The organism is Pseudoalteromonas sp. UBA2102, assembly GCF_002331165.1.
Taxonomy (GTDB): Bacteria; Pseudomonadota; Gammaproteobacteria; order Enterobacterales; family Alteromonadaceae; genus Pseudoalteromonas; species Pseudoalteromonas atlantica.
The window spans coordinates 1-15,111 of sequence record NZ_DCYU01000086.1 but is presented as its reverse complement, the minus strand read 5'-3'; the positions used below and the strand labels follow the sequence as shown (position 1 = coordinate 15,111).

The window sequence follows — 15,111 nt, the reverse complement described above, 5'->3', positions numbered from 1 at the left end:
TAACAAATGTTGCATCCAATCGATCAGCTAAGCCGTATTTAAACTATCTGCTTATTTTAGATAGTAAATACATAGGGATTTTAGCGATGAAGAGATTAGCTTTACTTACACTGAGCACGTTATATAGCATTAGCACCTACGCTAATATAGAGACCCTTACTGTTTATGGGCATAGAGATGGTTTAATTGGCGAGTCTATCAGTGCCTCAAGCGGTATTATTGGTCAAGGAGAAATACAGCAGCGCCCCATGCTCAGAAGCGCCGAAATGTTAGAGCTTATTCCAGGCATGGCGGTTACACAACACAGTGGCTCGGGTAAGGCTAATCAATACTTTATTAGAGGCTTTAATTTAGATCATGGCACCGACTTTGCCACCAGCATTGAGGGCATGCCCATAAATATGCGAAGCCATGGACACGGGCAAGGTTATACCGATCTTAATTTTATTATTCCAGAAGCTATTTCAACTATTAATTACCAAAAAGGATCATACAGCGCTACACAAGGGGACTTTTCAAGTGCGGGGAGTGCGCAATTTAATTTAGCTAATAACTTAAAGCACAAGCAAATAGAGCTAAGCATTGGTGAAGATAACTATAAACGTGCAGTAGTGCTTAGTGCAGTTGATGTATCTAATGCCAAGTTAATAGCAGCAGCTGAGTGGCAAGGCTACGATGGCCCATGGGATGATATAAACGAAAACGTAAATAAAAAAAATGCCCTACTTCGTTATGTTGGCAAAGCTTTAAATGGAGATTTATCTATTACAGCAATGGCTTACGACAACACATGGCAATCAGCCGATCAAATTCCACAGCGCGCAGTGTCACAAAATATAACGTCACCCTTAGGGTCGCTTGATACCACCCTTGGGGGGAGCTCGAGTCGCTATAGCCTATCAAGTGTTTGGCAAGGCAAGCATATAAAAACCAGTATTTATGCCATAAATTACGATTTAACGCTGTTTTCTAACTTTAGCTATTTTTTAAACGACCCTATAAATGGCGATCAGTTTAACCAACAAGATAGCCGCACTATTTATGGTGGTGAGCTAAGTTATCAATTTGACTCCCTTACTGCGGGTTTAAATATGCAGCACACTGCAGGGCTTGAGGTTCGCCATGACGATATAGACAAGGTAGGACTTTATAACACTAAAGCGCGAGAGAGACTCAATACAATAAGACAAGATGCCATAAGACAAACAAGCTATTCGAGTTATTGGCAAACAAAAATACTTTTCACACCTAAATTAGAGGCCACTGCAGGCGTGCGGTACGATTATTTTGATACCGATGTTAGCAGTATTACACGGGTAAACTCGGGCAAAGAAAACGATGACTTGGTAAGCTTTAAAGGCAGTTTAAATTATAAACTTACCGATTTGTTAGTCGCTTATGCAAACTGGGGGCAGTCTTTTCATTCAAACGATGCCCGCGGCACTACCATTAATATTGACCCTGTTAGCCAACAAAATGCCGAAAAAGTAGATTTACTGGTAAAAAGTGAAGGTGCTGAACTAGGCCTGCGTTTTGCCGATGATCAAAACGTTAATTTATCCGCCGCTTTATGGTGGCTTACACTCGACTCAGAGCTTTTATTTGTAGGTGATGCGGGTAATACAGAGCCCAGTGATGCATCAAAACGTTATGGTCTAGAGCTAAGTGCGTATTATTGGATTAATGAACGCTTTAGCCTAGACATGGAAGCCTCGTTTACTCATTCAAGATTAAATATAAACTCTGACAAGAACTATATAGAAGGCGCAGTACCTGTTGTTGCAAGTGCAGGTTTAAATTGGCATATAAGTCAAATGTGGCAATCATCATTTAGAGTACGCCACATAGGTAAACGGATGCTTTCTGACTCTGGTGATATTCAATCTGAACCATTAACGGTAGTTAATAGTGCTATTAGCTATAAACAAACTCACTGGAAAGTCGATTTTGAACTACTGAATTTATTTGATAGTACCGATCACGATATAGATTACTACTACGCTTCGCGCTTACCGGGCGAGCCTGCACAAGGTGTAGAAGATAACCACTTTCATCCTATTGAGCCTCGCACAGCCCGCTTATCAATTAGCTTATTATTTTAATCGAGAGAAATGCTGTATATAAAAACAGTATACATATAAAAGCGCACCTTAATACATTTTTTAAGGTGCATTTCGCTGAGATGGCGCTGTTTTAAAACTTTTTAACATAGCGTGGGGATCTACGTTTTTACTATGTTGGCTGCTCGCCTGTGCCCACCACATCAGTTGGCTAAAAGTACGCGAATAATAATTAAACCACGATTTTTCTTCTTCACCCACTTGCATTGAACCATCGCTATTTAGCACCTCTTGCGCCTTTGGTACATGAACCATTGCAGAGACTGGTAAACACCCAAGTTCTGATAAAAAGGTACGTAAACTAATTGCCGCACGTAATCCTCCCCATTGCCCTGCCGAATAGGTGACAATAGCGCTTGGCTTATACGAGAACAACGAGCTGCCAAAATGGTTTAGCAAATCAGCTAATGCCGGGCTCATACTATGATTGTACTCTGGGCTTACCATTATATAGCCATCTGCTTGGGTAATTTTATCTGCTAAGGCTGTTAAATGTGCTGGAGCTTGGCTTTTTGCATAGGCAAAATGAGGTTTAAATACATCTTCTGAAGGAAAGTCGAGCGCGTCTATAAGTTCAAACTCGTGCTCGCTGTAGCGCTCGTTTAAACAATTGAGGCATGACTCAGCCACTCGCTCTCCTAATCGTGCTGGCTTAGGGGGTGTGCTATCTCTAACGGTGCCTAAAAAAACTAAAAATTTCATAAAAGCCTCCTTAATTGAGTGTTGTACCCACTATACCTTAAACCTAAAACATATTAAAAATGCGAGGCTTTTATTTGTTTGCACAATTTTTAGCACTCTAAACAAAAATTAATAAGGGTGGCACCCATCACTTACGCTTTAACGCTAACGCCTAACCTCCACTTAATTAAATTGATAACTAACACCAAACCCTGCCCAAAATAAGGAGCGTAAATGTTCATCACCGCTATAGTGTGCAGCATCTTTGTTTATTGCAACGCTGTAACTGGCATAGCCAGATAGCATGACATTATTTAATAGTTGATAAGATAAATTAGCAGCAAGTTTTACGTTATTAAGGCCATTGTGGCCATCGCTTACATAACCACTATTAAAACCCGCCGCAGTTTGCAGCTCCAATCGCATTAAATCACTAAATGCATACTCTTTTGTAATTGCCAGCTCTATAAAGGAGCCACTGAGCGATAACGAGTGATAGATACTCGCCATTGCATGTATATCCCAATCATATGCATAGCTTATATCGAGGCTAAGCTCATTATCATGGGAATTTACTCCTTCCTCGCGTGCTTTTATATGGTTGTAACCTGCATACAAAGTTAGGTGTTCTGCAAGCTCAGTTGAATAAATAGCATTTAAATTTAGCTCATCGTAGTCATTATCAGTGCTTGTTGCTAACCAGGGAATAAACGTAAAGTCATTGTAATTTATTTCGCCCGCAATAGAGATTAAAGCGCTACCGAGCAAGTTATCGCGCCCTTCTGTCACATAATGGCTTTCCCATAAAGGATGAATATGAAAATTTAATTTTTCATTTTCGTGGTCAGGGTGTGCAACGCTTTTTATATTCCCGCCTACACCTACCTCAAGCTCGTGTAGCGATTCATTCGCAGCGCTTTTACTCGTACCTAAAGCCAGCGACATAATGCAGATCAAGTGAAAGATTTTTAAATTAGTTTTCATTAAAAGGTCCAAAACCAAAAAGTTGCGCATAATAGTGCTATATAACGAAGCCCAGCAATAAAAAGATGCCTTTTTAAACAATTTATTTAAAAAGTGGCTCACATCATTAAAAAACTAAGTAACTTGCTCATTTTACAATCTATAAGGTAGGATAAAAATGAGAAACCAACAACGCACATGGCTGATTTATAAATATAACTCGCGCATATTGTGCATTTAACTAGCAGGTAATCGTTTGGCTCTTTAAATCTATATATAAGTTGGTATCCTACGCGGCTTTTTGATAGTCATATTAAAATAATTACTCAGAGTTTAAGGTTAATTAGCCAAGGTGGGGCTCTCGCTGCATGGCACGTAAAGTGGCAGCAATCTAGGTTCAACGTAATAAAACGTTGTTCTAAATTTAAAAGCAAATATTAAGGTAACAGTATGCGATTTGGCCCAGGATTACTTGTAACAGCCGCATTTATTGGCCCCGGAACAATCACAACGGCAAGTGTTGCCGGTGCAAACTTTGGGTTTGCATTAATTTGGACATTACTTTTTTCGGTTATTGCCACTATTTTGTTGCAGTCTATGGCTGCTCGATTAGGAGTAGCAACAGGGCAAGATTTAGCACAAGCGTTACGTGCACACATTAAAACCCCTTATCTTAAAGCGCTTGCTAGTTTTTTAGTAATAAGTGCTATTGGTGTAGGTAGCGCTGCATATGAAGCCGGAAACCTCAGTGGTGCAAGTATGGGGCTAGTTGGTATTTTCCCAGGGGTAAGTGCACAAATATGGACGCCGTTAATTGCTGTATGTAGCGCTATTCTTTTATACAGTGGTAAGCACAAAGTGGTAGAAAATGCATTAATACTGCTGGTTATCCTTATGAGCCTAGTATTTATATCTACCCTAATTATGGCTGCGCCACCAATGGCTAAAGTACTCGCTGGGTTTATACCTACAATGCCAAGTGGCTCAATTACAACGGTATTGGCCCTCATTGGCACAACCATTGTTCCGTATAACTTATTTTTGCACTCTGGTGTTTTGGCAGCGCAAGATCATTCTAAAAGTGATAAAGACACTGTTATTAAACAAACTAACTTAGATACAGGTTTATCAATTACGCTAGGTGGGGTGATCACCCTTGCCATTTTATCAACCGCGTCTGTTGCGTTTTATGGCACCGATGCCGGTAAAATTAGTGCAGCAAATATGGCTGTGCAACTTGAGCCATTACTTGGCGAAGCAGCGCATTACTTTTTTGCTATTGGTTTATTTGCCGCAGGATTAACCAGCGCAATAACAGCCCCATTAGCAGGCGCGTATGCGGTATGTGGCATGCTTGGTTGGTCAAGCGAAATGAGTAACACCCGTTTTAAAACAGTCGCCATTACTATTTTAGCTTTTGGTGCATTTGTGGCCTCACTGGGGCTTGACCCTGTTGCGGTAATTATATTTGCACAGGCTGCAAATGGATTACTACTGCCCATAATTACCGCATATTTGGTGTGGTTAGTGAATCAAAAATCAGTCATGGGAAAATACACCAACTCAACACTTTTAAATGTAGTTATATTACCCGTGCTACTACTCATTTTTTCGTTAAGTTGTTACAAACTATCAGGGTTAATTTTTTAAAACCAATTAACGTTTAACCATGGGCATGCCCATGGTTGAACATACAACCTGCGCTGCCTTGGCTGCTTTCAACTTGAATGGTGGCGTGTTCAATGTCAAAGTGGTCATGTAAATGGTGCTGTACTTCAATTAAAAAGTCGTTATTTAATGCGTTGTTGTCCGTTACTAAGTGAACAATAAGCGCAGACTCTGTGGTACTTAGTGGCCACACATGTAGCCCATGCACACCTGTTACATGCTCAATGCTTAAAAAATACTGCTTTAGTTTTTCTATACTAATATTTTTGGGTACGGCGTCTGTGGCGTAATTAAGCGAGTCTTTAAATAATCCCCACGTGCCAATAAACACAATCACGACAATACTCAAACTTACAACAGGGTCTACCCACTGCCAGTTTTTAAATAAAATAACAATGCCGGCAATTACCACACCTAAAGACACCGCTGCATCAGCCGCCATATGTAAAAAAGCACCTCTAATATTTAAATCGTGCTTTTGCCCTTGCACAAACAACAACGCAGTTAATGTGTTAATTACCACACCAATAAGCGAAACCACTATAACCGTCATGCCTGTAACCGGCTGAGGGTTTTCAAAACGTTCTATAGCATGCCAAGCTATGCTAGCAAGGGCAGCCATAAGTAAAACAGAGCTCATTAAAGACGCTAACACCGTTGATTTTTTATAGCCAAAGGTGCGCTTGTCGGTAGCGGCTTTACTTGCCAAAACATTTGCCCCCCACGCAAGTAATAAGCTAACCACGTCGCTTAGGTTATGCCCTGCGTCGGCTAAAAGCGCGAGGGAGTTGGCAAAAAAACCGTACCCTGCTTCTATCACGACAAATATAAGATTGAGTAAAACGCCTATAGCAAACGCGCGATTATAGTGACTAATATGATGGCTGTGATCGTGACTCATGTTGCTCCTTACATAGTAAATAACTTGATTAACCTGAGCTGTAGAAATCTATTTTTAGCGCTCACTGTTTTTAATTTATAAGGTTAATGAGGTATGTGTTCGGAAAAGTTTAAGTGTACCTAATAAATAAAACAGCCCATAAATACTGCATACAATTGAGCTTACAATCCAAAATACAATGGAGTTGTGATGAATAAACTGACTGGTTGTTACAAAAGGAGCGATTAATCCTGCTATCCCCCTTAGTAAATAAACGCCTGTTATTAATACTAAAGCCGTTTTTAATAAAGGCAGCTTTAAAATAACGCCCGCGCCAGAGAGCGCATACATGCCCCATATAGCAAGTATGGCTGATATAATTAAAGTAACAAAGGTAGGATACGTACTCCCCTGCTCAGCCAACTGCGCCATGTGTTTACCAGCACCAAAAAAGCGATACCAATCAGGGCCGCCAAAAATACAGGCAATATGTAAAAGTGACGCTATAAAACTTAAAACCCCCGCTATAACCAATAGCTTATTAAACTTCATATACTTATAAACCTAAGTTATTGGCTAATGTAAGCAACAAAACCAATTAACGCTGCGTAAAAACTAAAACCAAGTAAACATATTAGGTAAACGTTTTTAGCTTTATTTGCCTTAAAGCTCACATAATCTTTAATGTCAGCTTTAAACTTACCAAAGGTGAATACGTTTAAAATTGCACAGCCGGTAGAGTACAGAATAAACCCTAAAATGGTTTCTATCATTAGCCACATAACAATATCTAAAGCAATGCTCATAACACTCATCCATTAAGTAATGTAAAAACAGCGTATCAAATCTATAGTTGATTATCAGCGTATTTATAGCGTTAAGGTGTAACAATAAATTTCGTAAGTCCTATTAATTGCCCCGACTCAGTTACCACTTTTACTTGCCACTTACCTTTAGCATCATGTGGAAAATTTACTTTATGAGTCCATGCTCTGTAGCCTTGTTTTCGCCCGCCATTAATATTGAGCGTAATTCTGTCGACCTCTTTTTTATTGTGTATCCATACATGAAATATTTTTTCGTTTAGACCCCTTGGCGCTTTTACTGCGGTCCATGTGTATAATCCTTCATGATGAAGTGTATATAAATCAAGAGTATCAATACTACCTAGTGGTTTTTTATGCTCAACATCTACTTTGTGTGCCAAGGTAATATCGGTTAAACGCAGGGCTGCTGGCGGTACAAAGCTGCGAAGCTGCCAAACCCCGGCGCTTATTGCGCATAAAATTAAAACTAAAATAGGAAAACGCCACCAGCGCGCATCAGGCATTAAGTTTGTTAAGCTAGGTAAAGTAATAAGCACTGAGGTTACAAGCGCAATTGCTAAGCTTTGGCTCGTAGTTAGGTTTAATAAAATAGGTAACGTAACAAGCAACACCACAAATAATGCAAAGTTATGAAATACTGTAAACAGTGTGCGGTTTTTAGCTAACTTTTTATAGTAAAATGGATCTATTACCGATATGAAGGCACATATAATAATCAGCGATGTAAAGAGTGCTTGTGGGTGATCCCACTGGGTAACCGCTAAAAAAAACGGTAACGCAAAAAATAGGCTTTCTTGTTGCACCATTTGCAGTGCAAAGCGCATTACATTAGGAGATACGGCGACCCCAAAGCGCTCTTGTACTTTATCGCGTAGCCAATTGTCGATGATCAACCAAAACCAGCTCACCAGTAAAACAATGGCAATAACCTGCGAGAACGACTCTTTTCTATCGACCATTACATAGCTTGCAACACCTGAGCAAAACGCCAATACAGCCAATAGCCCTGGTCGCTTTTGCATTGCAACTATAAATTGAGTAATGAGATTTTTTAGTTTGTTCATTTATTTTAGTGTCCGTACATAATGTACTTTATTATTATCAAGTTAGTTAAGTCAGTGTAACTAAGCCTAGATGAACAACACATAGATGCCTGCAGGTATAATTGTTAGTTGTTGCATTAAAAACCACTCCCTTTTAACCGCTTTTTTAATTAATAAGTGCCTATAATTCGCCGAAAAACTACAGTAATTTTTAAAACTGTAACTTTAAGCGTTAATTAAAATAAGGGTTACAGCCGTGCCTGAATTTTATTAATGCTTAACGTGAATTTAGCACAACAAACACATCTAGACGTCTAAACACCTATAAATTATACGCTGCACTATTTTTTTACATGCCTAAACACAGGTTTATATTCTCTCAGTAACACATTTAATTTATATAAATGAATCAAACTCATGTTTTATGTGAAATTAAACCGTTTTTATTAAAGCACCAATCAACGTATAAATTATCCATCGGCCAGCGCTTATAAGCATTAAGCCTGTTTATTATAAAACCACCCTTTGAGCACGCTAAAGGCTCAGGTTTTAAATATACAATATGGATAGAGTCACCATGAGTAAAAACATTACATTTAATATTAAAAGTCAGCGCCTTGATGAAAACTACCAACCCGCTGAAAACACCCGTATTACCACTAATTTTGCAAACTTAGCACGAGGCGAACACCGCCAACAAAACTTAAGAAAAGCGCTAAATATGATCAACAACCGCTTTAACACCCTTGCTAATTGGGATAACCCAACCGCTGAGCGCTACAGTGTAGAGCTTGAGATTATTTCTGTAGATATTGGTTTAGATGAAAACAGCCAAAGCTTTCCTTCTATAGAAATATTAAAAACGAATATTATTGATACCAAAACAGACAAGCGCATAGAAGGTATTGTTGGTAATAACTTTTCATCGTACGTTCGCGACTACGACTTTAGCGTGTTACTTCAGCAACATAATAAAAATAAACCACAATTTAGTATTCCCGATAATTTTGGTGAGCTGCATGGTAAGTTATTTCAATCGTTTGTAAGCTCAAACACCTATAAGCAACACTTTAAAAAGCCACCGGTTATATGCCTCAGTGTGTCAGATAACAAAACCTATCATCGCACTGCCAACCAGCACCCTATTTTAGGTATTGAATACCAACCAAACGAATCTTCGTTAACAGAGCAATACTTTAAAAAAATGGGCCTACAGGTGCGTTACTTTATGCCTGCAAATAGTGCCGCACCTTTTGCCTTGTTTTTCTTTGGTGACTTACTAAACGATTACACCAACCTTGAGCTAATAAGCACCATTAGCACAATGGAAACCTTTCAAAAAATTTATCGCCCAGAAATTTATAACGCCAATGCCAAAGCGGGTAACGCCTTTAAGCCTAATTTAAAAAATGCCGACCACTCACTCACGCAAATTATTTACGACAGAGATGAGCGCAGTAAATTAGCCGCAGAACAAGGCAAGTTTGCTGAAGAGCATTTTATAAAACCGTATAAATCAGTGCTTGAGCAATTTACATCAGCAAACGTCTAACCTTATTTTAATAAAGGGTCACTCTTATTATGAAAACATTATTACCTACATCTACAGCTGGCAGTCTACCAAAGCCCTTATGGCTTGCAGAGCCAGAAACCCTTTGGTCGCCGTGGAAGCTTCAAAACAACGAACTTATTGAAGGCAAAAAAGACGCCCTGCGCATTGCACTTCACTCACAACAACTCGCTGGTATTGACATAGTGAGCGATGGCGAGCAAACACGTCAGCATTTTGTAACTACATTTATAGAGCACCTAAACGGTGTTGATTTTGAAAAACGAAAAACCGTAAAAATACGCGACCGTTACGATGCAAGTGTTCCAAGCGTAGTGGGCCCTGTTAGCCGCCAAAAACCTGTATTTGTAGAAGACGCTAAGTTTTTGCGCTCGCAAACTAACCAACCTATAAAGTGGGCACTACCCGGCCCAATGACCATGATAGATACTCTTTATGACGACCACTACAAAAGCCGCGAAAAATTAGCCTGGGAATTTGCCAAAATACTCAACCAAGAGGCCAAAGAGCTAGAAGCCGCAGGCGTAGATATTATCCAATTTGATGAGCCCGCGTTTAATGTATTTTTTGATGAAGTAAACGATTGGGGCATTGCCTGTTTAGAACGCGCAATTGAAGGGTTAAAATGCGAAACTGCTGTGCATATCTGTTATGGCTACGGCATTAAAGCTAACACCGATTGGAAAAAAACACTTGGCAATGAATGGCGCCAGTACGAAGAAGCTTTTCCTAAATTACAGCAATCAAATATTGATATTATCTCACTTGAGTGTCACAACTCACACGTACCTATGGACTTACTTGAACTAATTCGCGGTAAAAAAGTAATGGTAGGCGCTATTGATGTTGCCACCAATGAAATAGAAACACCTGAAGAAGTAGCCGCTACTTTAGGCAAAGCCCTACAGTTTGTAGATGCCGACAAACTCTACCCCTGCACAAACTGCGGCATGGCCCCGCTTTCGCGCGAAGTTGCGAACGCTAAGCTTAATGCATTGAGTAAAGGCGCGGAAATAGTAAGAAAAGAGCTATTAGTGCAGTAAAGCTTGCTTTAAAAACTAGCTATGTAATTAAAACCTGCGCACTTTTTTTAAAATTAAGTGCGCTAATACGTATAGCTACAAAGGGGCTTGCAAGCTCAAGCGTATGTTTAGCAAAGTTGATTCAGGGTGCTAATTAGCTTTACTAAACTAAATTAAAATTTGTATGTAAAATATTATCATTGCAACAGTAATAAACGTAAGAAGTCCAATAACCACAGTCCGCTCAGGAATAGAATGAACTATCAGTGATGGCATTTTTTTAAAAACAGGAAAAGTTGGAAAAAAGAAAACTGAATGCTTTTCAAAATTTTTATATTTATCCCACACCTTTGAGAAAAAAAGCTTTATACCTGAGAGATACATCAATACAAAGGTAGAAGCCCCAAGCACTTCTACCATGGCCATAAGTTCAATACTTACCACTATTTCTGGCCCAGCTAACAGCATGACTAAGATTAACGCCAAAGCGTGCCAAACCCCCTTTGACATCGCTATTTTTATCCTATCAAACACCAAATTTTCCTTGTAAAGCTAACGAGCAGTGACGTAGCTGCATAATTGCGAAGAGCCGCTGCGTTACTGTCCCAGTGAACGTGTTTAGCGTTTTGTTATATGCCGTTTTTTCTACGTCCATCTTCATAAAGAACAAAACAGTCTGCACTAATTTTACGAGACTGTTTTTGTACTTCGCACTCTAGTAAAGCTCTTTTGTTGGCGAGTTCTTGATTCGGATATCCATACCCATAGCCACTTACCCATGCGCCGTCTTTTTCCACGGCAACTGCATAAGCTTTCTGATTCCTATAATTTAGATATCTTTTTATATCACTATCCATTTCCGTTTTTGTAGCTTCTGGAATTGATTTTGTAGCGCAAGAACAAAGAACAACTATTGATAATGGTATTAGAAAAAGCTTCATTGTTTAAAACTCCTTTTTAGGCATATGATGAGCCTGTAGATTAACTCGTTATTAAATTTTTTTTATTGATTAACAAACCATAGCTGAGTTCCTATTTTGGTTCAATTGATTACTGTATTTTTACGCAGAAGATTGAAGTGTTTGATATTGTTTTAATTGGCGTTTTTAAGGGATTACGGGTGTTTGAGTGGCTTTTATTTAGGGTGAAAGGGGGTAATCTCCCCAAAAGAAGTCAAATGTAGAATTCTCTCTTATTGTAAATACAGGAGAAAATTATGAAAAAAACACATTTTACTGACAGCCAAATCCTTGCCATTTTAAAACAAGCAGAAAACGGCGTGCCTATTCCTGAGCTGTGCCGCGAACATGGCATGGGCAATTCAACCTTTTATTAATGGCGCGCTAAATATGGCGGTATGGATGCGTCTTTAATGACACGAATTAAAGAACTTGAAGATGAAAATCGTCGTTTAAAGAAAATGTATGCTGAAGAGCGGTTAAAATCTGATGTTATTCAAGAGACAATGGCAAAAAAGTGGTGAAGGCTTCTGAGTAAATTATTAAATCTGAAAATTATTAAATTTGACACCCACTTTATTAAATCTGACACCCACTACCTAGATTCTAATTGGAAGTGCACCACCTAATTCATTATAGACTTCATTTGGTGTTTTAAATCCTAAACATTTTCTAGGGCGATTATTTAGTTGCTCCTCTACCTTTTTTAATTGCTGATGGCTTACTTTGCTAATGCCGCGCTTTTTGCGGCGAACTTAGGCAACTTGTTAGTGAGCATCTTTAATTGGCCAGATGAACTTACGAGCCACGAAAAACACTACAACGCCTATTACTGCAGCGGCAGTTCCGCCGAAAAGTTGTGCGACCGGCCACATAGAAGCACCACCACCTTGGTAAGGCACAAAATACTCTGTATATAACAGTGAACCTAATAGGCCCAACCAAGGCACTGCACCTGCAACAAAAATTGCTAATTTGTGCCTCATATACTTGGCGACCAACAAACCAACTAAACTCGATAAAGTTATTAAAATATACCAAATATTCATGTTAAGCCTCCTGCTCACTAACGCCCTAATAATGGGCAAAAAATTGTTGGCTAAAATGTTGAGGAACGAAAACAGCCAACTGTTTTTTGTCCTTATTAATTAGCTTGTTAGCAAGCTATTTAACCACAAGTTTAACGGATTTACCTACATTAAGTCTGTGTGATACCAGAAATATATCTAATGTTAAATTTAATGGCTCTATCTTTGATTTTTGAGGCTCTAGCCAAGGGAATACCAATTTCATTACTCCATTATCTATACGTCCAGTCATGGGCGTATCCGGAAATATTAAATCAGGTTGTTTTCCTTCGGTGAGTCTAACGTAAACACCAAAATCTGAAATTTTATATGAACTGCTTTCTGGAAGAGATACGCTTAACTCTATAATTCCGAAATCAGAACAAGCTGAACTTCGGTTGCCTGATCCCCGAGACAAACTACTTAATTCCACTACTGGCTCTGGCACTAGCTCCCAAAAGTAACCGTTTTCGGGTTGTTCAAGGGTAACCGCATTCCAACTATCGGGAATTGGGGTAAACATTCTCCAACCAGCAATTGAACAGGAAAGACTGTTGAATGAGACCAGATTACAAAGTAGTAAAAATAATAGTGAGTATTTCACCGAGCTTTCCTTGCTTGCTAACGCCCGCCTAACACGCAATGTGTTGGCATAGCTTTTTGCGTTGTTTGCCAAAAACATGATAACGTAACATTGTCGGAGTTTAGGCGCTTGTTATATAACCTTACTTTGTTTTATTTCTTGTTTCCATTAACGTGATACGAGCATTAACTTTTTTAATCGCATGAGCAACATAATAATAAAGAACAAAAAATGCTGATATACCTGTTATTAAAGCGGCTGGTATAGGAGGAATAGTTAGAGTAAGGATGAGCGCGATTGTGGAAATTGCAATGACAATAAGCCATGTGTGGGTTGCACTGAAAAGTTTTCGATTTTGTTGCTCGATAATTTTTATACTTTGATCTATATCCATAAACACAAACTCCTTGGGGTATATAACGCCCCACTAAGAGGCGAGTAATTGTTGGCTAAAATGTGTAGCGAAGCGGAGCCGAGCCAACGGTTACGAGTCCTGCTTTAGTGGCTTGTTAGCAATACATTGCACACGTTTCAAATAACCACTTTTAGTCAAAACCTGTGAGCCTGTTGGATAACTATTAATGAGTAAATCTCCGTTATCTAGCAACCAAGATGACTTAGGCATACCAACTAAACTATATAATTTCTCGATTTCAAAGTTTGAGTTTATTAAATGAATATCGCCGTAATTCCATGACATATGGGCTAAACCAGATGTAACCACTAAACCGAATGGCATTTCATAAATGTCTTCGACATTCATTTCTTTAATTAGGGTAACTTTATCGTTTTCATCAATTAAAATTAGTTCCCCACCAAACTCTCCATTATTACTGCCCGTTATTATCTTATCACCTAAGATAATGATGATTTCTGGTTGTATAATTTGATGCTCAATAGCAATATCATTTTCTGAGTTTGGAGAACGACGAGGAAAAGATTTTTTGTATTTTCCCGTTGTTCTATCAACTAATTTAAATACCCACTGCCTTTGTGATGAATCGGTCTTCCCTAATTCGTCAAAAAATTCTTTTACTCCAGTTTCCGATATCTCTCGCTCCGTGCTTCCCTTAAATTCAGTTTTATTCGGATATTTTGAAGCGTCATATGAACCACACCTCATATCTTCGAATACATTCGCAGAAGCAGAAAATGAACACAAAAGTAAAATGAATAGCAAAATTTGCAACGGACTCTCCTTGTATTGCTAACGCCCAACTTAGGGGCAATAACACGTAGGCTAAAATGGGAGCGAAGCGACTGAGCCTACGTGTTATTGTCCCAGTGAGCGCTAGCGAACGACTAAAGTTGTTTGTTAGGGTTACTTTGCCAATTGAAAAATGAATGTAAACGCAACGGCAAGAATAATCCATAGCATCAATTTAGCTAAAAACTGTGATTTCGTATTCTGATTCCGTTTTTCCACTCTTTCCTTAAGTTGTGGGAAAAGTTCTGGGATGGCAAGTTCACCGTTAATATACGCTTTCGTTTCAAAACTTTTAGCCGAAATTTCGACATCAATTTCTACTTTATTGCCATCAAGCTCAAAAGGAACTACATCGCGTGTTTTAAGAGTTCTTCTTTTAAGTGATAGCTTATTATCATGATAATATTTTTCACTACCTAAAGCTGTGAACTCAACTTTAAATGGCTTCCCATTCACATCAAATGTTGCTTCCATTTTCCACCGTAACCCTAACTTTTCAATAACGGGCGCAGGCATGTGGG

General features: G+C 38.9%; 17 protein-coding genes and 1 pseudogene. 5 read left to right on the top strand and 13 right to left on the bottom strand.

All coding sequences use genetic code 11. The features are described from left to right. Positions 1-86 precede the first annotated feature (86 nt). The gene (locus B2R65_RS11810; RefSeq protein ID WP_029772278.1) at positions 87-2,102 is read left to right on the top strand and encodes a TonB-dependent receptor; all 2,016 of its coding nucleotides are present in this window, start codon (positions 87-89) and stop codon (positions 2,100-2,102) included. A gap of 60 nt (positions 2,103-2,162) precedes the next feature. Here B2R65_RS11810 and B2R65_RS11805 read toward each other — a convergent pair whose 3' ends face one another. Beyond that, a complete protein-coding gene (locus tag B2R65_RS11805) occupies positions 2,163-2,822 on the bottom strand; it encodes an NADPH-dependent FMN reductase (RefSeq protein ID WP_029772277.1) in 660 nt (219 codons plus the stop codon). A 162-nt stretch (positions 2,823-2,984) separates the two neighbouring features. After that, positions 2,985-3,785, bottom strand: a complete 801-nt coding sequence (locus B2R65_RS11800) for a hypothetical protein (RefSeq protein WP_029772276.1) — start codon at positions 3,783-3,785, stop codon at positions 2,985-2,987. 429 nt (positions 3,786-4,214) lie between these two features. Here B2R65_RS11800 and B2R65_RS11795 point away from each other — a divergent pair, with 429 nt between their 5' ends. Next, positions 4,215-5,414 (top strand): Nramp family divalent metal transporter, encoded by a 1,200-nt coding sequence (locus tag B2R65_RS11795; RefSeq protein ID WP_024032231.1) that lies wholly within the window; start codon positions 4,215-4,217, stop codon positions 5,412-5,414. Between the two features lie 13 nt (positions 5,415-5,427). Here the strand turns inward: B2R65_RS11795 and B2R65_RS11790 are convergent, their stop codons facing one another. The 4 genes from B2R65_RS11790 to B2R65_RS11775 form a co-directional block, all read right to left on the bottom strand. Then, on the bottom strand, positions 5,428-6,333 hold the full coding sequence (locus tag B2R65_RS11790) for a cation diffusion facilitator family transporter (protein WP_029772275.1): 906 nt from the start codon (positions 6,331-6,333) through the stop codon (positions 5,428-5,430). Between the two features lie 75 nt (positions 6,334-6,408). After that, a complete protein-coding gene (locus B2R65_RS11785) occupies positions 6,409-6,864 on the bottom strand; it encodes a hypothetical protein (protein ID WP_029772274.1) in 456 nt (151 codons plus the stop codon). A 17-nt stretch (positions 6,865-6,881) separates the two neighbouring features. Further along, the gene (locus B2R65_RS11780) at positions 6,882-7,118 is read right to left on the bottom strand and encodes a hypothetical protein (RefSeq protein ID WP_029772273.1); all 237 of its coding nucleotides are present in this window, start codon (positions 7,116-7,118) and stop codon (positions 6,882-6,884) included. Positions 7,119-7,189: 71 nt separating this feature from the next. Beyond that, entirely contained in the window at positions 7,190-8,203 is a 1,014-nt protein-coding gene (locus B2R65_RS11775; protein WP_029772272.1) for a DUF5924 family protein, read from the bottom strand. A 556-nt stretch (positions 8,204-8,759) separates the two neighbouring features. On the opposite strand from B2R65_RS11775, the gene B2R65_RS11770 reads away from it, so the two are divergent. Then, positions 8,760-9,734 (top strand): DUF1852 domain-containing protein, encoded by a 975-nt coding sequence (locus B2R65_RS11770; RefSeq protein WP_286742868.1) that lies wholly within the window; start codon positions 8,760-8,762, stop codon positions 9,732-9,734. A 29-nt stretch (positions 9,735-9,763) separates the two neighbouring features. After that, positions 9,764-10,795, top strand: a complete 1,032-nt coding sequence (locus tag B2R65_RS11765; RefSeq protein WP_138611237.1) for a methionine synthase — start codon at positions 9,764-9,766, stop codon at positions 10,793-10,795. 147 nt (positions 10,796-10,942) lie between these two features. Here B2R65_RS11765 and B2R65_RS11760 read toward each other — a convergent pair whose 3' ends face one another. Both B2R65_RS11760 and B2R65_RS11755 read right to left on the bottom strand, forming a co-directional pair. After that, complete coding sequence (locus B2R65_RS11760; RefSeq protein ID WP_029772269.1) at positions 10,943-11,308, bottom strand: hypothetical protein; 366 nt, start codon at positions 11,306-11,308, stop codon at positions 10,943-10,945. A 95-nt stretch (positions 11,309-11,403) separates the two neighbouring features. Beyond that, on the bottom strand, positions 11,404-11,715 hold the full coding sequence (locus tag B2R65_RS11755) for a hypothetical protein (protein WP_029772268.1): 312 nt from the start codon (positions 11,713-11,715) through the stop codon (positions 11,404-11,406). Between the two features lie 275 nt (positions 11,716-11,990). On the opposite strand from B2R65_RS11755, the pseudogene B2R65_RS11750 reads away from it, so the two are divergent. Beyond that, a pseudogene (locus B2R65_RS11750) lies at positions 11,991-12,251 on the top strand (transposase); the annotation flags it as partial. 249 nt (positions 12,252-12,500) lie between these two features. On the opposite strand, the gene B2R65_RS11745 reads toward B2R65_RS11750, so the two are convergent. The 5 genes from B2R65_RS11745 to B2R65_RS11725 all read right to left on the bottom strand — a co-directional run. Continuing rightward, positions 12,501-12,782 (bottom strand): hypothetical protein, encoded by a 282-nt coding sequence (locus tag B2R65_RS11745; RefSeq protein WP_029772267.1) that lies wholly within the window; start codon positions 12,780-12,782, stop codon positions 12,501-12,503. 115 nt (positions 12,783-12,897) lie between these two features. After that, a complete protein-coding gene (locus B2R65_RS11740; RefSeq protein ID WP_128081043.1) occupies positions 12,898-13,404 on the bottom strand; it encodes a hypothetical protein in 507 nt (168 codons plus the stop codon). Positions 13,405-13,525: 121 nt separating this feature from the next. Next, positions 13,526-13,777, bottom strand: coding sequence for a hypothetical protein (locus B2R65_RS11735; RefSeq protein WP_085065422.1), 252 nt, complete (start codon positions 13,775-13,777; stop codon positions 13,526-13,528). Positions 13,778-13,867: 90 nt separating this feature from the next. Continuing rightward, entirely contained in the window at positions 13,868-14,572 is a 705-nt protein-coding gene (locus tag B2R65_RS11730; RefSeq protein ID WP_138611236.1) for a hypothetical protein, read from the bottom strand. Between the two features lie 132 nt (positions 14,573-14,704). Further along, a partial coding sequence (locus B2R65_RS11725) for a hypothetical protein (protein WP_286742859.1) occupies positions 14,705-15,111 on the bottom strand: 407 nt, incomplete at its 5' end.